Below are 18,190 nucleotides of genomic sequence, written 5' to 3'. Positions count from 1 at the left end.
ACGGCGTCTTCGTCGGCACGGCGTTCCGACGCCGGCTTGATCGTCGGTCGCTTACTTGTCGGACCGCTACTCCTCCGGCCACTTGATCGAACAGCCGCGCGAGGGCCGGTCCGGAACTTCGACCTCCTCGCCCGCGAGCACGGCGTCGACCGCGTCGCGGACGTAGAACTCGGTCGGCTCGTCGTCGGGGTTGAGCGCGTCGTCGAGGCGCCCGTGATACCGGAGCCGCCACGTCCCGTCCTCGCGGCCGAAGAGGAACGGGTCGGGCGTGCAGACCGCGTCGTAGGCGGCCGCGACGTCGCCGGTCTCGTCGCGGAGGTACGCGTCGTACGCGACCGTGCCGTCCGCGACCGCCTCGCGCATCGCCTCGAAGGAGTCCTCGGGGTACTCGTCGGCGTCGTTCGGGTTGATCCCGACGACGGCGAGGTCGTCGTACTCGGCCGCGAGCTCGTTCAAGAGATCGATCTTCGCCTTCGCGTACGGGCAGTGGTTGCAGGTAAAGATGACGAGCAGCGCGTCCGTCTCGAAGTCGTCGAGCGCGTAGGTTTCCCCGTCCGCGCCGGGCAGTTCGAAGTCGGGCGCGGCGTCGCCGCGATCGAGTTCCGAGTCGGATTCCATCTGGACCATATTTGGGCGTACGAGCGGGAGCCGAAAAGGCGTTGCGAGCCACTTCAGGTGTCGGGTCAGCGATCCACGACGAGCCGTACACTCGAGACCGGCGAATCAATGACTGATCTGATCTGTTAACCACCTAATTCAACGCTGATGTTTTACGTGACTGAACAAAAGTAATACTAAAGAATAGTATGAGCAAAATAGAGTCTGAAAAAGTGGTGTCCGTATCGTCGCGCGGGCAAGCCACAATCCCGAAGGAGTTCCGTGAGGAGTTAGATATTGACACGCCCGGCCGTGTGAAGTTCATTCGGACTGAAGCGGGCGACATCGTTGTTCGCCCCATCCACTCGGTTACAGACCTGCGTGGGGTTTTGGAAGGGAAAACCGACGAGCAGGGACGCTCAGCAACCGAGCGCCTCCAAGCGGAACGTACAGCGGACAAAGCCAGTGAAGAAGCGTTGCGGCAGCGCTACGCCGGTGACGATGAGGCTGACGCATGACCGACGGGGCTGGGATTCCCGAAACAATCGTCTTCGACGCCGAACCACTCCCTCGCGTTAAGTTTGACGTGAATTGTGGTAGACGGCGAAGGCTTCGAGCCAGTTTTGAGCTGTCTCTAACGCGACATTGCTGAAACTATTCGCAAACGATGATGCTTTTGCGCTCGGGACAGCAGCGCACGTCGACGGGGTGCTCTTGGTCGGTGCCAACGACGACTACGACGACGTCACCGATGTCCCGATCACTCGGTTCCGGACCGAACCGGCTTGACTTCCTCCCACGACCGTCGTGGACTCTCTCTTCTGTTCACTGTGGGGTTGGCCAGAACCGGGTCCACCGACAATGCCACGCATTTGGCGGTGGGTGGTGACGACGGACAGACTGTGACCTGCTTTCCCTTCTTAACCGCGACCGGACCCGCTGCTCAGTACTCGATAGTCGCGGAGTAGCGGTTCAGTACAGCCACGAGCCCAGCGCCGACGAGCGCCGCGAGCGCGAACCGCGGCGCGGCCGCCCGCCACGACTCGCCGCTCTCGGCTAACCGCGCGGACACCTCCACGAGCGGCGCGCGCAGCGCGCCCACGACCAAGCTCACGAGAAACACGATCGTGGCGGCCCGCGCCCGCGACAGCGCGTAGCGGACGGCGTGCGCGATGGTGAAGAGGCCGCCGACGCCGCCGAGGAGAAACGCCGCCACCGGCGGCAGCGTCTCGACGAGCGCGTCCGCGCCGTTCCCGAGCGCGGCCGTGCCGACGCCGTCGACGAACCGCGCGACGACGCCGGACATGTACTCGTACTGGCCGAGGACGATGAGCAGCAGCGAGCCCGAGATGCCCGGCAGCACCATCGCGCTGACGGCGACGCCCCCGGCGAGGAAGACGACCGGGAGCGGGCTGCCGAGCGCGGTCGCGGCGACGCCGGACGCGAGGAAAGCAAGCGCGAAGCCGGCGACCGCGGCGGCCTTCCGGCGCGCCGTCGAGAGGTCGACGTCGCCGAGCAGCACGGCCGCGCTCGCCGCGATCAGCCCGAAGAAGAACCCGTACGTCGCGACCGGCTGCGTCGCGAGCAGCCGGTTCACCGCGCTCAACACCGTCACCACCGCGGTCCCGATCCCGGCGCCCAACACGAGGAGGAAGCCGCCGTCGACTTCGCGGAACGCGGCGCGCGCGTCGGCGCGGCCGCCCGGTTGCACCCCGCCGAGCACGCGGCGCGCCCGGTCGGGGTCGACGGCGGTGACCGCCGCGATCAGCCGCTCGTAGATCCCGACGATGAGCGCGATGGTGCCACCGGAGACGCCCGGGACGGCGTCGGCGCTCCCCATCGCGACGCCCTTCAGGTACAGCGTCGCCCATTCGCGGAGGTCGGCCATCTGCTCGCCACAAGCGGGGCCGCGGTAAAGAAGCGTGTGATCGGACGGCCGCGTCGTCCGCGGGCGCCGAGGCCGCGGTCGGGTCCCGCGGTCAGTTCGGTGCGGTCGCCGCCGTCGCGGTCGTCGCCGCTACCGGTTCGACGCCGATCAGCGATCCGGCGTCGGTCGAGTTCGTCGAGTCGCCGCCGTCGCTCCCGCCGCCGCCGTCGACCGGACACTCGGGGTCGCCGCTGGGACAGTCGATGATCCGCTCTTCGAGCTCGACGGTCGCGGCCGCGTCGTCCGCGCCGACGACCTGCCCTTCGGTCACCTCGACCTGCCCGAACCGCTCGGTGGTGTACAGATCGTCGTCGGTCGTCTGTTCTGTGGTGATGTTGTACGGCCCGGTCGCGCGGACGCTCGTGTTCGTGTACCCGTTCTCGGGGCCGAACTCCGCGTACCCGGTCGTCGAGTACGGGAGCGTGAACGCGAAGTTCCCGTCGTCGTCCGCGGTCGCGTACTGCGTGTACTCGAACGTCTGCCCGTTCGGCTTCCGGAGTTCGACGGTCGCCTGGACCTCTTGGCCGGGCGCCGCGCCCGACCCCTCGACGGTCGCGCCCGGCACGCGCTCGAACGTCTTGACGAAGTCGTCGCGCAGCGCGCCGAGGAACGACTCGCCGAACGTCGCCCGGAGGTCGACGCCGAACTGCTGGGCGAGGATGCTCGCCTGCTGGGCGTACGGCGACCGCCCCGGCGCCTCCGTGGCGTGGACCAGCCGGTAGTGTTCCAGGGCGTCGAGCCGCTCGGAGGGCACGCCCATCACGCCGCCGACCTGCGCGGAGCCGTCCTCCTCGACGTACGACCGCGCGGCGGAGAGGTTGTCGAACCGACGGATCGCCTGCCCCTCGCTCGGGAGGACCTTGATGTCGACCTGCTCGCCCGAGGCGGTCTGTGCGGTCTGCGGCTCCCAGTCGACGACGACCGGCTGCGGCTCGACCGCGCTGCCGTAGTGCTGGTAGAGCCGGATCATCTGGCTCTCGTGGTAGCGCTGGGTGCGCGTCTGGAGCGCGGGGCGGAGGCCGCCCTGCTGGCCCTGCGGACCCTGAACGCGCTGGTAGAGCAGTTCGTTGAAGTCGCGCACCGTCTCGTTGCCGCTGTAGAAGGTGACCGGCGCGTTGAACTTGGAGTTCGGCGACGCCATCTGCCAGTCGACCATCACGTAGCGGGTCCGGTTCCCCTCGGTGCTCTGGCTCGCGAGGACGTCGGCCGCCTCTTCTTCGCTCGGCGCAAGGAGGTAGTCGGCCGCCTCGCCCGCGTTCTGCTGGAACGGGTTGGCGTTCGGGATGCGCTCGGCGCGCGTGGTGATCCAGTGGCCGTAGTCCCACCACGACTGGACGCCGTAAGCGCCCTCGGGGTACTCGAAGTCGCCGTCCGCGGGGCGCTCGTAGGTGCCGTACATCTCCATGGCGTTGTCCGCGCCTTCGAGTTCGCCCGGCGTCGGCGTCTCGTCGTTCATCCACTGGAGGCTCTCGTCCCACTGGACGACGCTGCCCGGCTGGCTGGAGTTGCCCGCCTGCCAGACCGGCGTGGCGACGCCGACCAGCGGGACGATGAGGATCGCGATGACGGCGGCGACGGTGAGCACCTGCCACCCCTCGATCTCGCGGACGGCATCGAGCGAGGTGAGATCGAGGGCGTCGAGCGCAACTTGGAGGAAGTACGCCGTGCCGACCGCGACGACGACGGCGAGGTAGTAGTTGAACCGAACCTGCGTGAACGCGGCGCTGCCGATGAACGCCGCCCACACGACGAAGTACAGTTCCTCGGCGTCGTACTCGACGAACAGCGTCGCGCCGACGAGGAACGCGGCGGCGATGAGCAGGCCGATCACCTGCCAGTCGATGCCGACGAGGCCGCCGATCGCCGAGTAGACCTGGGGGACGGCGTAGACCGATCCGACCACGGCGAGCGCGACCGGGATGTACAGCGTGTGGTTGGTGTTATCCGAGCGGTAGAGGGGACGGGCGGCGATGTAGAGGACGGCCGCCAGCGCGAGGAAGAAGGCGAGCCCGTACTGCGAGAGGACGAAGTTTGAGAACGAGGCGCCCTGAAGGGGCGGTTGCGCCTCGCCGATGGTGCGGGCGCCGGCGCTCGCGGAGAAAGCGACGGTGTTGAGCAGGTTGTTGATGATCGTCGACCACAGCGACGGAATCGCGAGCCAGACGAATCCTGCGGACGCGAGGATGAGCCCGCCGACGGCCGCAGGGTAGGTGTCCGTGCCGAGGTCACGCGCCTCCCACTGACGGGCGAGCCACGCGAGGAAGACGGCACCGAGCGCGACAACAAGTGGGGCGACGATCTGGAGCAGCGAGTACTCGGTCGGGTTGAAGCCAAACGTATCGAGCGGGATCACCTGCATCAAGCCCGCGACACTCAGTGCGACCGCGCCGGCGAACGCGACCGGCTCAGGGCTCTTCCCGTGGTAGGTGTCGCTCGTAAGTTTGACAGCGAGGAAGATTCCAGTGAAGCCGACCATCAGGATCCCCGGTTGCCACGTCCACATGTAGAGGCCGAGCGCGACGCCCGCGGCGGCGGCGTACGCGACGGGTCGGCGGAGTGCGTCCCAGTCCTGATCGACGACGAGCTCCCACACCGGCTTCTCGCGCTCCGCGACGCCAAGCGCGACGAGGAACGCGAGGATCGCGGTGCTCTGGAAGAGGACCTCCGCCGCGCTGTGGTCGGGGAAGCCGACGAGCGTGTACCGGAGGAACGTCCCGGAGAACAGCGCCAGTGTCGCCGCGCCGACAAGTGCCGGGATGCGGTCGACGAACCGACGTGCGATGAAGTACGTCGGGACCGCGACGAGCGCGCCGGTGATGGGAGCCATCACCAGCATGACTTCCTCGGTACTGCCCATAATCGGCCGGGCGATCCAGATGCCGACGGCCATGATGTGGTCCCAGAGGGTGCCGAACTGTCCGGCGTTCGTCCCGACCGGGAACCCGGTCCAGACGTCGTACGGAAGCGTGCTCGGATAGTTTTCGAGAAGGTAGTTCGTCGTGCGGAGGTGGTACCACGCGTCGTTGCCGCGGAAGTACACCTCACCGTTCTGGATGAAGTTCCCGTACGAGCGCAGCCGCGTCCACAGCATGAACGCGAATATCCCGAGGAGGACGGGAACATGGTACCACCGCGCGAGGAGATCGGACGGGGACGAATCCGATTTGTCCGGCGGATCGTTCGAATCGCTCATTACCGCAAGGGACTGTCAAAACGCGCATAAGGCTTGTCATATACCCGCGCCCGCTGCGCGGGGTCCGGAAGTATTCGATTGGTAATATGTCCCGATATCGGGCCCGAGGCGGACATCGGTGCCGAGGCAGATGTCGGTCCCGAGGCGGAAACCCTAAGCGCGCGTGCCGAGGTACGTGTCGGTGTGAGGGTCTCCGTCGTCGTCTGTACGTACACGCTCGACATGTACGAGCACTTCCGCGAGGCTGCCGACAGCGTCCTCGATCAGACGTACGACGACGTCGAGCTCGTCGTGGTCGTCGACGGGACCCCCGACGTGTACGACCGAGTCGTCGAGGACTATGACGACCGCGAGGACGCGATCGTCTCGTGTAACGACGAGAACTTGGGACTGCTGGCGAGTCGCAACCGCGGGGCTGAGCTGGCGACCGGCGACGTCGTCGCGTTCATCGACGACGACGCCGTCGCTGACGAGGTGTGGGCCGAGCGACTCGTGCGGGCTTACGATGAGGAGAACGCGATCGCGGCCGGCGGGAAGATGACGCCCGAGTGGATCGCCGGGAAACCGTCGTTTCTCCCCAAGGAGTTCTACTGGCTCGTCGGGGTGACGCACAAGGGGTTCGCGGACGGACCGGGCGAGGTGCGGAACACGTTCGGATCGAACATCTCGTTCCGCGCGGATGTGTTCGAGGAGGTAGGAGGGTTCGACGTCGATATCGGCGGGCGGAAGGGCGACAAGAACCTCCAGGGCGGCGAGACAGAACTGTGCGCGCGGATGCGCGAGAAATACGAGCGGGGTGTCTGGTACGATCCTGAAGCGGTGGTGGCACACAAGGTGTTCGACTACCGGACCGAGTTCTGGTGGTTGGTGGATCGCGCATTCTGGCAGGGGTACTCGAAGCGGGCGATGGAGACGTTAGTTCCGGAGAGTAGCGGGAAGGAGGGGGAGTTCCTGGGTGATCTGGTGACGGAGTTCGTTCCGGAACGGGTGAAAGGGTTGGTTCGGTCGCCGTCGATTGCGGCGGTGGTGCAGTTGGTGATATTGGTGGTGTTTACGGGATGTGTCGGTGGGGGATACCTCTACGGATTGGCTAAATACCGATGACTGACGAATTGAGAGTGCTCTGGCTGACACCGAGCAAAGCAGAGAATATTAGCGTCGGGCGATCCCGAATTGCCAAACACCTGCTAGAGCGCGGGATGAGTGTCGAGATACAGGAAGCAAGTCTGAGAAATCTCAAGCAGCTTCTGACCGAAAAAGTGAGCTACGATGTCGTTATCGGCACTACCCGGGCTGGTGCGATCTTTGGCTCTGCCTTGCGAGTGCTAAAGCGAATTCCGTTTATCGTGGATCACGTGGATCCGATCTCTCAGTTCGAGTCAACGAACTCAAAGCCCCTTGCCCTCCTCGTTCGACTGCTCGAGAATGTCTCTTTTGGCCTCTCCGAGCACACAATGTATGTGTATCCCGAGGAGGGCAGGCGCGTGAAGCGATATGCCTCCGATTTCACCGAGACCAATCTCGGCGTTGAGTACGAGGCGTTCTCTTGCCCCGGCGAGAAGACGCTTCAGGAAGTTCGAGAGCGGTTATCGGAGCTCTCGCTTGAAGACCGGACGGCGATATATGTCGGTGGTCTGGAACCCATGTATCACATTATGAAGATGATTGACGCGTTCGAACACCTCCCCGACTGGTCGCTCCTCGTCTTGGGTTCCGGCTCGCTGGAGTCAGTCGTCCGTTCACGCTCCTCCCGGATGGAGAACGTCCACTTCCTCGGGACCGTAGACCACGAACTCGTCCCGGGCTTCCTACACGAGGCTGATGTTGGTATCTCGCTCGTCAACGATCCTCGGACGCTGAAAGTGCTCGAATACGGTGCGAGTGAGCTACCGACGGTTCAGTTAGACGGAGCCGCGCGCGAGCGATTTGACGGACTCGTCGCCTTCACAGATTCTTCACCAGAGCGGATAGCTCAGACAATCACTCGCGCCGACGAAGAGCTGGATCCGGAACCCCTTCGGGAGTATGCATCGTCACTCAGTTGGGGGAGGATCGCTGAGGATTACGAGACAACGATCAGAGAAATCGTGTGACCTCCCAATGAACGGGCGACCCTCAGAATGGTAAGTTGTTTCTGACCGTTCCACGGAAGCGTGAAGACGTGGTAGCGAGTGTAAGGAAATACACTACTGCTCCTACTGCGACGAGCAGGATGGCGGTGAAGGTTTCTGACCTGAGCCCCGTGAACCAAGAGGTTTCGAGCCAAGCGACCACACCAGCCATAGTGATAGCCGAAATGAATTGTGTGGTCAGCTCCGTGGTTGGTAGAGCGAAGTCTACGACTTCGGATAGGGATTTATACGCGAGAACGAGCCCGATCATCGCGGCTACTGCCGTGCCGACTGCTGCACCTATCCATCCAAACTGGTTTACGAGAATTAGGTTGAGTGAAAGGATTGAAGCAACAAATATCGCGTTTATACGGAACGCAATTTCGGGCCTCCCAATCGCATTGAGAGCCGAGATAAGCTGAGACTCGTAGGCGTAGACGAGGCGAGCGAATATTAGTATAAGAAGCACGAGGCTCGCTTGCTCAAACTCGGGTCCATAGATTCCGAGGATCTGATCCCCGATCACTATCCCACCAGCCAAACCGGGGATAACGAATAGCCCGGAGAACGCCAAGCTCTGTGAAATTATCTCTCCCACCTGATCCTGTTTCCCTTCGCTTTCGAGCTTACTTAGGGTCGGGAAGACTGTAGTACTGATCGACGTACCGAACACTGCTAAAATCGATGCGACATTCCATGCCACTTCGTAGTAGCCGATGAGGTTCGAAGCCACGAACAACCCTAACACGACTGTATCCATGGATGAGATGGAGCGCTCTTCGATGCCGCTGAGCCAAGCATACTGGAGGTAGCTCCATAGACTACGGAAATCTTCACGGGATGGTACGGCTGGTCGTATCCGGATCCACACGAAGCCCAACAATGATGCCGTAGCTGCACCCGCAATATAGCCGTACGTTATCCCGAGAACACCCCCTCCGAAAGCTCCGAGAAAGACGACAGATAGCTGTACACCGGTTCGAACCACCCGGTCAAGCGGTCTGAGTAGTGAGGACAGGTGAACTCGGTCCTCGCCGTCAAGTACCGAACGAACGAAGGCAAATGCTATGAGCGCTACGAATGCTCCAATTAGGGTATCTGCTCCGTCAAATCGTAGGTAATGATTCACCTGAGAGTGAAATAGGAGGATTACGATACCGACGACGATCAACAGACCGACCTGAATAGCGAGCGCAGCACCGAGGATTCCTCGTCGTTCTCCCCGCTCGCTGAGCCGCTTTCGCACTCCCTCGTGAAGGCCCGATCCGAAAAACGTCTTCATCCAGATCACGACGGCAATAAAGAGGGCGTACTTTCCCAGTGCCGCACTACCCAGTTCTCGAGCGACGTATAGTGTAGCAACGAATCCGGAGAGAGAAGCGAGTATCTGTGATCCGAAGTTTATCGCTGAAACGTGCCCAAGACGCATATATTGAGTAAGGAGTGTTCGCTACAGGCGGTTAAGCAGCCTTCGGCCAATACTCCGAACTATCTCCCCGTAGTCGGTCGTTTCGAGGTACAGGCTACTCGCCTGTCGGTTCCCATCCAATCGCGGAATCCTGAAGCGGTTCGGGGATGCTGTAAGTAGACCTCGCCGGGAACAAACTGCTATAGAGTGATGCTGTGAAACGATATCGACGACCTCCTCAGTCATACTCCCGTAGGGGTAGCTAAACCGTTCGATTTCCGTATCGAAATCAGATTCGAGCTGTTGCTTACCTCCGACGATCTCCTGTATCAGTCTTTCGGCATCTACGTCTGCGAGGTCGGCGTGCGTTGCAGTATGGTTCCCAACGGTGAACAGTTCGGACTCAACAGTCTGCTGAACTTGCTCCTCGGTCATCATCACGTCTGTCGCACTCTCTCTCAAACCGTGGCGACTCCGTAGCAGTTCGCAGTTTTGATCTCCGATAAACTCGGGGCAGATGTACACAGTCGCGGGAACCTCGTAGGCACGCAATATTCGAAAAGCGCTCGTATAGACGCTTCTGAACCCATCGTCAAAAGTCACCGCGAATCGAGTGTCCTGACTTGGCACCAGCAGTTCCGGGAGATCAACAGCCTGATATCGTTCACTAAGCGTACCGACGATCTCGTCAAACTGCTCAACTGTAACGTTTGGCTTATAATTGGCGCCTCGGATCCCACCTATCGAGTGAAAAAGGAGAACGAAGTCTCTCCGACCAGCGAACCGGCGAGTCAGACCAGCCAACTCGGTAGTAGAGCCAAGCCAGCGCCAAGCATCTGACGGGTGCAGCCGATTCATATTGTACACCCAAAACGACTCCGACACCGGTCAAAAACCCTTCCCATTCCCGGCAACCGTTCCGAACGGTTAACAGGCGAGCAGCCGAACGGATTGACCATGAACGTCGTCATCGTTGTTGTAGACGCTCTAAGACAGTCTGACGTTGGCTGTTATGGGAGAGAGGAGGGAACGACCCCCAACATTGACCGCTTAGCACAGGATTCGATGGTCTTTGAAAATGCATACTCTCTCTCAAACTACACAGATATCTGTATGTCCTCGATCCTGTCCGGCTTAGCTCCCCGTGAACACGGAGTCACCCACCATGGAACAGCGCACACTGAAGCAAATCTCGAACGCATCCAAGAGCGCTCTCCGACGTTTCTCCCGGAGATCCTTTCTGAAAGTGGATACTCCACCCTCGGTGTCGACTGGATGGGACGGTGGCACGCTTGGGGATACGACGACTACGGTGTCGATCTCCGACAACACGACTCCGGAATTGTCCCTTCGAAGTTCTTGGAGCGGGTCAAGTGGACGCTTTCAGATCTCCCTGAGCCTATCGTCAGAAAGCTATTGAGTGGTTACTATCGACTGTTCGGTTACGACGATGTTAGAGTCAACTGCGAGGATCTAACTGATATCGCCATCAAACGCATCGACGAGGCGTCTTCTCCCTCTTTCACGCTTCTCCACTATTGGGACGTTCACCCACCGTATCTCCCTCCCGAAGAGTACGAACAGAAGTTCGATGCCGACTGGTCCGACGAGCCTCTATCGAACTACTTCGGAGGTGATCGAAAAGGGCCTATGGCGGCAGAGTTCCCGCCGTACGCCGCGGGTGAACGTGAGACTGTCGGTGGTAGCAAGCGAGCGTACGACGGGACAATATCTTGGGTCGACGAACAGATCGGGCGTCTCATCGACTACTTCGAAAGTGAAGGGATGATGGACGAAACCATGATCGTCGTCACAGCGGACCACGGTCACAACTTCGGCGAACACGGAATATTCTCCGATAACTGTGGTATGTTTGATACTTCAATCAAAGTTCCTCTCGTTGTGTACGATCCTCGAGAAGAGGGACAGCGGATTTCGGGACTCGTCCAGCACACGGACATCGTGCCAACTGTCCTTGACTACGCGGGTGTTTCCTCACCGGATCTGTACCGAGGGAACGTCTTGCCTGATACGAGGGAGTTCGCTTTCGCCGAGGCTGCGGAGCAGCATATGAGGATGATTCGTACGGATGACTGGAAGCTCGTCGTCCCCGAGGACGTAGCCTACCTCAAAGACCAGTACTGGTACGACGGGGACGGAACCCCGGAGTTATACGACATACACAACGATTCCACCGAAGAGAACGATGTCTCGGAAGAACACCCGGATATCGTCAGACGGCTACGACGCCGCATGGACAAGGAAGTCCGGAAGCAACAAGAATTTGAGGGGGGAGAGCGGTCCGTCGAGATTGAGGAAGAAGAACTCGATGACATTCGCTCACAGCTGGGAGCGCTCGGATATGCAGACGACGATAACGTCTAAACAACTGGCACTAACATCCAAGTCTGGGTTGAAATAAAAGTACACGAAAAAAAGACGGTCGCCTATTTGCCCCGAAAAATCGGGAATTCAGAGAGGCGAGCCTCGCGTTAAGTTTGACGTGAATTGTGGTAGACGGCGAAGGCTTCGAGCCAGTTTTGGCGGAACGACGACAACCGGCACGGATGAGTTGAACAGAACCGTCTGAAGACCGCTACCGAAAATCGCTTTCCCGGCAGGACTACGCTTCCGGCTGTACATATAGATCCGATCCGCGTCCTCCGCCTTGACAAGGTTCAACAGTTCCTCACCTTTCTCTTCCGCCGTCTCGATCCCTCGGACAGAGCATGACATCCCGCGTTCATCTAGCGTTTCTACCATCTCAGCCACACCAGACTTCCGCGCAGCCAACTCATCCACGTCCGCTGCCTGCCGATCGACGTCCAAGTGCTCGATCGTCGATTCCAAGTCATCTGTAAATTGGTACACGACTAACGCACGCGTATCGGACACATCCTCGAGTTCAGCCGCAATATTCGCAACTTGCCTATTCCATCGGTTGTGATGCGCCACGGGAACCACGATAGTGTCCATGATTATCTTGTTCGACCAATATCCAGATAATAGCCACGTCAAACATTTCCAATATTTATATCATACGAGATCAAGGACAATACCTGCGGCTAAAGCCGCAAGATAAAATCGACACCGTGGGATCACTCCACGTTCGACGGCCTAGTTCGAGGCTCTATTGAAATCCTCAACAAGTGATATTTTCTGACCTCGTTTCGATCAATACAGTTGACCCGACCGCTCAATCCTAATCGAGAAATGGCAGTCCAATATCCAAACTGATTGACGATAAACACATCCTCTGAAAGAGGGTGTTTCTCATCGAGTCGATGCAGAAACACAGCTGGTGGATCGGTACCATTCGATCCGAACAATGCGACATCAAGAATCATCTTTGTCTCGGAGTCTATTACAGCATACAGCCAAGAGCACTCACCACTAATCTTGACACCGGTCTTGTTAACCGCGACCCGCGTGGGCTACACCTCAGGCAGATCGCAGCTGCTGTTAGCCAACCGAGGCATCCAATCCAGACTGTGCCATACGAGCCCTGAAGGCCTGATTCGCTCAAGATCGTTATCGTCTCTCTCTGAGAGAACAGTCGGTCTGGTGGAGGCGGACCGCGAACGCGTTATGCCGTTCGCCGTCCGCTCGTTCTTCCGAGAGCCTCCTAAATCCGTGTTTTAGCTCTCGCTGAGCAGGTTTGCGAGAATCTTAGTCGATTAACTCGACGACATGCTCACTTCTTAAACTGACTCAACTAGACTACCGTCTTCAGTATAACTTTACTCGCTCGTCAGAAGTCGGTCCAAGGCATCGGTATACACGGCATTGCTTCGCTCACGGGTCAGTTCGTCACCCTTCACAGGGTCGTACCGATAATCCCCGTTCCGGATCCGCTCTATCGCGTCCCGAACGTCCTCCGGGCTCTCAGGAGGAACGACGATACCGATGTCCTGTTCCCGAATAAGATCAGCCACTCGGAAATCCAGATCGACGATAGCGATTATCGGCCGTCCAGCACCGATATAGTCGTAGAGTTTCGACGGCAGATTACGTCGGTTCTCTGGATCAGCACCGCCGATATACAGCAACGCATCGGCTCCCTTCATTACTTTCACAATCTCTTCGTGAGGTACGAATGGGTGATGGTGAATTGACTCCTCAACCCCGGCTTGTTCGACCGCAGTATCATACTCGGAATTCCAGTCCCCATAGAAGAACACATCTAAGTCCGCTTCCGGGTTCGAAGAGATGTACTCTCCGACGCCCTCAATGAACGTGTATGGCTCAATCCACCCCTCGTAGAAGGAGCCAGCGTATACAATACTGAACGACTCGTATTCAGCAGGGGATATCTGTGAGAATTTTTCTTTCTCGTATCCGATGGGGGGAAGCTGACAAACCTTTTCGTTTGTAGCATCAGGATACTGGTTCAGAAAGTAGTTCTCGGGGAGTTGAATACCGTCGTACCAAACTACAGAATTTGCTTCTCGAAGAATGTACGACTCCAAATACTTGCGTAATCTTTCACTAACGGAGCCCGTTTCAACGTCGGGGTTCGTCACGAGCGGATCGCGGAACTCTGCGAGCCACGGTTTACGGCCGAGTTTTGAAACCACTCCACCGACGATGTGGAGATGTGGTGGATTACAAACCGAGTTCACCACGTCGGCGCTCCGTACCAGCCAGAGCCCTCTGAGAACCCCTATCAAAACCCCCCAAACCGTGGGATTCACGTAACACAATTTAAGCTCCCACCCACGCTCCCGGAGTAACCGTTCTCTCGTAGAGAATTTTTCCGCACGCCCGTTTTCGTCGTTGAAATCGACGTTAGATATCAGTAAGACCGTCTGCGTTTCTTCTCCGCTCTGTCCAGACATCACTCATCTACCTCTTTCGGGGCAAACGTAGTTTAGCTGTTGGTTGAGATTTACGGGTTTTCATCCCACTCCACCGTCACACTCTTCGTCAAATTACGAGGCTTATCGATCGACCGGCCCTTCGAATCGGCCACGTAGTAGCTGAACAGCTAGAAGTAGACTTCGCTACCAGCGGCTCCATCTCCCGACTCCGGAACTTCGAACACCTCGTCAACGAACTTCTCGGCGTCCGCAACAGCCCCCGATACGACACCCAGCACGGGAGTCCCACGCGACTCGGCCTCCTTCACGTTGTTCAGCGTCTCCTCGGGGGTCGACCCCTCGTCAGCACCACCAACACGGGCGTCTCGGGTGTCACCAGTGCCAGCGGCCCGTGCTTCAGCTCGCCCGCCGGGAATCCCTCGGCGTGGTCGTAGCTGATCTCCTTCAGCTTCAGCGCGCCATCGGCGCGCCCAGCCGTCGACTGACGAAGAAGAACGCGTCGCCGTCGGCGTACGCCTCGGCAGCTTCACGAACGTCCGCCTCGGCGTCCAGCGCCTGCTGAACCGCACCGGGGAGCCCCCGCACGTCCTTCAGCAGACCCCGGACCTCCGACGACGAGATGGCGTCGCGCTGGCGGCCGATGTGGATCGCGACCAGTGCCATCGTCGCCACCTGCGAGCAGAACGTTTTGGTAGCGGCGACGCTGATCTCCGGCCCGGCGTGGATGAACACCGTGTCGTCGGCCTCGCGCGTAATCGTGTCCCCGAACGTGTTCGTGACCGTGAGCGTCCGCGCGCCGACCCGGTGGGCTGACGAAGCGCTGAGAGCGTTTGCCGGTCTCGCCACTCTGAGTCACCGCGACGACACGCTGCGCAACGGGGTACACCCAGCGCCGAACTTGTACTTGGAAGCAACTTCAGGCACGTCTCGGATATCGCAAGACCTTCCTCCAGATCTACGCCTCTCGCCGCAACAGCCGCCGAACTGCGCCGCCAACGGACTCCCTGGTATTCCACCCGAGCGTCTCGTGGGCAGCTGAGATATCCACCCCGAACTCCTCTACCATCGTCTCCGCACTCCGCGGATTCTCCACCAACTCCACGTCAACCTCGATCCCGCGCTCCTCGCGCGCGACCTCCCGAACGATCTCCGCCACTTCCATCACGCTCATGTCTTCCCCACTAGCAACTTCGAACGTCTCGGTCCCGGTCTCCCTACGCTCTAACTGCTCCAACAACCGCTCCGCACTCCGCACGTACACGCGCGCCACGTCTTTCACGTGGACGAAGTTCCGCGCCTGCGTGCCAGGCTCGTAGACGGTCAGCGTCTCGCCCGCGAGCGCCCGGTTCACGAAGAAGTTGATCACTGTCGGCTTCCCGACCGTCGTCCCGTCGACCTCGTGTTCGCCGTACAGGTTCGACTTCAGGAACAGATGCGCCGGAAACGCGCGGCCGGCGAACGTCTCGATAGCGCGCTCGCCGAGCAGCTTCGTCCGCCCGTACCAGTTCAACGGATCGCGCGGCTGGTCGGCCGTGATTGGGAACTCTTCGGGATCACCCAATACGGCCATACTGAATGGGAACGCAAGCGCAGCACCCGTCTTCCGACAGAACCACGCCACGTTGTTTGTTCCGGTGACGTTCACCTCATATGCGAGATCCTGATTCTCCTCGCAGTCGTCAACGCCGCTTATCGCCGCGAGGTGACACACCACGTTCGCGCCCGCGAGGGCGTCCTCAAGCCGGTCGCGGTTTCGGATGTCGACGTGCTCGATGTCGATGTCGCCGATCGAGTCCACCTGCCCGCGGTACTGGTTGTCGATCGCGATGATCTCCCAGTCAGGGTACGCCTCCTGAAACTCAACGACGACGCGACTGCCGATGTAGCCGGCCGCGCCCGTCACCGCGATCGTTGGCGTCTCAATCGTCCTGCCGCTGCTCTCTGCGTCCATCTCGGTGTCTGTCGTCTCGGTCATACTTGGGTCGCCTCCGTGCCGGTCAACTCGCTCGCGATATCGCGAATCCCCTCGCGCAGCGTCCACTCCGTCTCGAAGCCCGTCTCGGCCAAGCGGTCGAAGTTCACGTGATAGGAGGGACCGGGCTGTTCGTCCTCCAGATACGTCACGTCCAGATCCCGATCTAACTCCTCGCGGACGATCTCCGCGATCTCCGCGATCCGGTAGTTCCCGTTGTTCGAGCCGACGTTGTACACGCGCTGAGGCCACGCGTCGGGATCCAACGCGGCGTCGAGATACGCCCGCGCCGCGTCGCGCACGTGGATAAACGGCCGCCAGTTCGACCCGTCACCGTACACCGTCAGCGGGCGGTCCGTCAGCCCGCGGAAGACGAAGTGGTTCACCACGAGGTTGAATCGGACGCCGGGCGACCAGCCGTAGTTCGTGCTCATCCGGAGCGCGGTCGCGTCGAAGTCGTAGGCGTCGACCGCCTCGTCGAGCAGCCGCTCGCAGGCTACCTTCGACTCGGCGTACGGGTTCAGCGGGTTCTGCTCTGTCGTCTCGTCGATGTCGCGGCTCGCCGCGCGGCCGTAGTTGTTACACGAGGAGGCGACGACGACGCTGTCGACGTCGAACTTCCCCGCGGCCGTGAGCACGTTTTCGGTGCCGTCGCGGTTCACCGCGAACGTCTCCTCGCGCCGGTCGTGCGTCGACGCGGCGCCGGTGATCGCCGCGAGGTGGATCACGGCGTCGACGCCGCGGGTCGCGCTCTCGACGGCGCCGTAGTCGCGCACGTCGCCCCGGCGGAAGTCGAGCCGGTCGCCGACGCAGGCGGCTAGGTGCGCCGGCGAGCCCGACGCCAGCGAGTCGAGGACGACGACCTCACCCACCCGCTCGTCGGCGAGCAGCCGCGGGACGAGCGCGCTGCCGATGTAGCCGCAGCCGCCGGTGACGAGGACGCGCTGTCCACCGTCCGCGTCGTCGTCGCCGGCGTCACTCATCGGTCAGCACGCCGGGCAGGAACCGGTCCTCGTGGGCCGCGATCCGCTCGCGCTCCTCGACGAGCGTCCCGAGCACGTCGCGAATCCCCGACTCGAGCTCCTGGCGCTGGCCGCCGACCAGATCGAGGAACCGCTCGTTCTCCATCTCCATCTTGTGTTCCTCGTCCTCCTCGCGGGGGTTCTCGTAGTGTTTCACCTCGGCGTCGAGGTCGAACTCCGCGCCGACCTCGGCGATCGTCTCCGCGAGCTCGACGATGGCGATCGGCCGGGTGACCTGGTTGTACACGTCGATCCCGTCGTCGCCGGAGTGGCCCTGCTCGACCAAGCGCACGAGGCTCTCAACGGCGTCTTCGAGGCTCACCATCGGCTTGCGCTGTTCGCCTTTGCCGTACACCGTGATCGGGTACCCGGCGACGGCCTGCGCGCAGAACCTGTTGACGACGGTGCCGAAGTAGTAGTCGAAGTCGAACCGCGTCGGGCTCTCGTGGGCACGCGTCTCGTCGGTCTCGGTGCCGTAGACGATGGCGGTCCGCACCTCGCTCATCGGGAAGTCGAACTGCGACTCGGCGAGGCGCATGTTCGCCGCGTCGAACGACTTGGTCTGGTGGTACCAGCTACCGCCCATCGCGGGGAACGGCACCTCGTCTTTGCCGCCCTTCCGTTCGACTTCGAGGCCGCCCTCCGGGATGGGGAAGTGCGGCGCGCCGTAGATCCCGGTCGTCGTCGTCTCGATGAAGTGAGTGTCCGACAGGCCCGTCTCGTGGAGCCCGTGGAGCAGGTTCAGCGTCATCGAGACGTTGTTGCGCTGGGTGTACAGCGCGCGCTCGCCGTTGATCGACGAGTAGGGCGCGCTGGGCTGGGCGGCCGCGTGAAGCACGGTGTCCGGCTCGTGGGTCTCCAACAGTTGGAGCACGAAGTCGCGGTCGGCGAGGTCGCCTTCCACGAGGCTGAGGTTCTCGACGCGAGCGAATCGCTCCTCGGGATCTTCGATCCGCGTCGCGGAGACGCTGCCGGACTCGGCGACCCAGTCGCGACGCGAGAAGTCGTCGACGCAGACGATCCGCTCGTCGAGTCGGTCGGCCAGTCGCAGCGCGGTCGGCCATCCGAGGTAGCCGTCGGCACCGGTGAGTAGGACGCTCATCGTTACTCGGTAGTCGAGTAACTACGAGTAAAGGCTTT

At 61.0% G+C, this 18,190-nt stretch carries 14 protein-coding genes and 3 pseudogenes; 5 read left to right on the top strand and 12 right to left on the bottom strand.

Annotation, left to right across the window (positions count from 1 at the left end):
* Positions 1-66: 66 nt before the first annotated feature.
* Positions 67-627, bottom strand: a complete 561-nt coding sequence (locus AMR74_RS10710; RefSeq protein WP_053772057.1) for a thioredoxin family protein — start codon at positions 625-627, stop codon at positions 67-69.
* Between the two features lie 179 nt (positions 628-806).
* Between AMR74_RS10710 and AMR74_RS10705 the strand changes: the two genes are divergently transcribed.
* Positions 807-1,115 (top strand): AbrB/MazE/SpoVT family DNA-binding domain-containing protein, encoded by a 309-nt coding sequence (locus AMR74_RS10705; RefSeq protein ID WP_053772056.1) that lies wholly within the window; start codon positions 807-809, stop codon positions 1,113-1,115.
* A 57-nt stretch (positions 1,116-1,172) separates the two neighbouring features.
* Here AMR74_RS10705 and AMR74_RS19880 read toward each other — a convergent pair.
* Positions 1,173-1,274 (bottom strand): annotated as a pseudogene (locus AMR74_RS19880) (IS6 family transposase); the annotation flags it as partial.
* Between AMR74_RS19880 and AMR74_RS19940 the strand changes: the two are divergent.
* Positions 1,267-1,386: pseudogene (locus AMR74_RS19940) on the top strand (PIN domain-containing protein); the annotation flags it as partial. The pseudogenes AMR74_RS19880 and AMR74_RS19940 overlap by 8 nt on opposite strands.
* A gap of 154 nt (positions 1,387-1,540) precedes the next feature.
* Here the strand turns inward: AMR74_RS19940 and AMR74_RS10700 are convergent.
* Positions 1,541-2,485 carry a DUF368 domain-containing protein gene (locus AMR74_RS10700; protein WP_053772055.1) on the bottom strand — a complete coding sequence of 315 codons (945 nt, stop codon included), beginning with the start codon at positions 2,483-2,485 and terminating at the stop codon, positions 1,541-1,543.
* Between the two features lie 91 nt (positions 2,486-2,576).
* Entirely contained in the window at positions 2,577-5,717 is a 3,141-nt protein-coding gene (locus tag AMR74_RS10695) for an oligosaccharyl transferase, archaeosortase A system-associated (RefSeq protein ID WP_053772054.1), read from the bottom strand.
* A gap of 183 nt (positions 5,718-5,900) precedes the next feature.
* On the opposite strand from AMR74_RS10695, the gene aglG reads away from it, so the two are divergent.
* The gene (aglG, locus tag AMR74_RS10690) at positions 5,901-6,821 is read left to right on the top strand and encodes a glucosyl-dolichyl phosphate glucuronosyltransferase (protein ID WP_053772053.1); all 921 of its coding nucleotides are present in this window, start codon (positions 5,901-5,903) and stop codon (positions 6,819-6,821) included.
* Positions 6,818-7,810 carry a glycosyltransferase gene (locus tag AMR74_RS10685; RefSeq protein WP_077152304.1) on the top strand — a complete coding sequence of 331 codons (993 nt, stop codon included), beginning with the start codon at positions 6,818-6,820 and terminating at the stop codon, positions 7,808-7,810. The genes aglG and AMR74_RS10685 overlap by 4 nt, the downstream gene beginning before the upstream one ends.
* Positions 7,811-7,832: 22 nt before the next feature.
* On the opposite strand, the gene AMR74_RS10680 is transcribed toward AMR74_RS10685, so the two are convergent.
* Complete coding sequence (locus AMR74_RS10680) at positions 7,833-9,257, bottom strand: oligosaccharide flippase family protein (RefSeq protein WP_053772051.1); 1,425 nt, start codon at positions 9,255-9,257, stop codon at positions 7,833-7,835.
* 21 nt (positions 9,258-9,278) lie between these two features.
* A complete protein-coding gene (locus AMR74_RS10675; protein ID WP_139042998.1) occupies positions 9,279-10,094 on the bottom strand; it encodes a polysaccharide deacetylase family protein in 816 nt (271 codons plus the stop codon).
* 99 nt (positions 10,095-10,193) lie between these two features.
* Between AMR74_RS10675 and AMR74_RS17290 the strand changes: the two genes are divergently transcribed.
* The gene (locus tag AMR74_RS17290; protein WP_077152302.1) at positions 10,194-11,621 is read left to right on the top strand and encodes a sulfatase family protein; all 1,428 of its coding nucleotides are present in this window, start codon (positions 10,194-10,196) and stop codon (positions 11,619-11,621) included.
* 87 nt (positions 11,622-11,708) lie between these two features.
* Here AMR74_RS17290 and AMR74_RS17285 read toward each other — a convergent pair whose 3' ends face one another.
* The 6 genes and pseudogenes from AMR74_RS17285 to AMR74_RS10645 form a co-directional block, all read right to left on the bottom strand.
* Positions 11,709-12,212, bottom strand: coding sequence for a universal stress protein (locus tag AMR74_RS17285; RefSeq protein ID WP_077152301.1), 504 nt, complete (start codon positions 12,210-12,212; stop codon positions 11,709-11,711).
* Positions 12,213-12,976: 764 nt separating this feature from the next.
* Positions 12,977-14,074, bottom strand: a complete 1,098-nt coding sequence (locus AMR74_RS17275; RefSeq protein WP_082356868.1) for a glycosyltransferase — start codon at positions 14,072-14,074, stop codon at positions 12,977-12,979.
* Between the two features lie 50 nt (positions 14,075-14,124).
* Positions 14,125-14,989 (bottom strand): annotated as a pseudogene (locus AMR74_RS19935) (SIS domain-containing protein); the annotation flags it as partial.
* 22 nt (positions 14,990-15,011) lie between these two features.
* A complete protein-coding gene (locus AMR74_RS10655) occupies positions 15,012-16,031 on the bottom strand; it encodes an NAD-dependent epimerase/dehydratase family protein (RefSeq protein ID WP_053772046.1) in 1,020 nt (339 codons plus the stop codon).
* Positions 16,028-17,011, bottom strand: a complete 984-nt coding sequence (locus AMR74_RS10650; RefSeq protein ID WP_053772045.1) for an NAD-dependent epimerase/dehydratase family protein — start codon at positions 17,009-17,011, stop codon at positions 16,028-16,030. Before AMR74_RS10650 ends, AMR74_RS10655 begins: the two co-directional genes overlap by 4 nt.
* Positions 17,004-18,152, bottom strand: coding sequence for an NAD-dependent epimerase/dehydratase family protein (locus AMR74_RS10645; protein ID WP_053772044.1), 1,149 nt, complete (start codon positions 18,150-18,152; stop codon positions 17,004-17,006). The genes AMR74_RS10650 and AMR74_RS10645 overlap by 8 nt, the downstream gene beginning before the upstream one ends.
* Between the last annotated feature and the right edge of the window lie 38 nt (positions 18,153-18,190).

Source organism: Halorubrum tropicale, assembly GCF_001280455.1.
GTDB classification, from domain to species: Archaea; Halobacteriota; Halobacteria; order Halobacteriales; family Haloferacaceae; genus Halorubrum; species Halorubrum tropicale.
The sequence above is the reverse complement of the archived record's forward strand: the minus strand, read 5'-3'. Positions and strand labels throughout refer to the sequence as shown.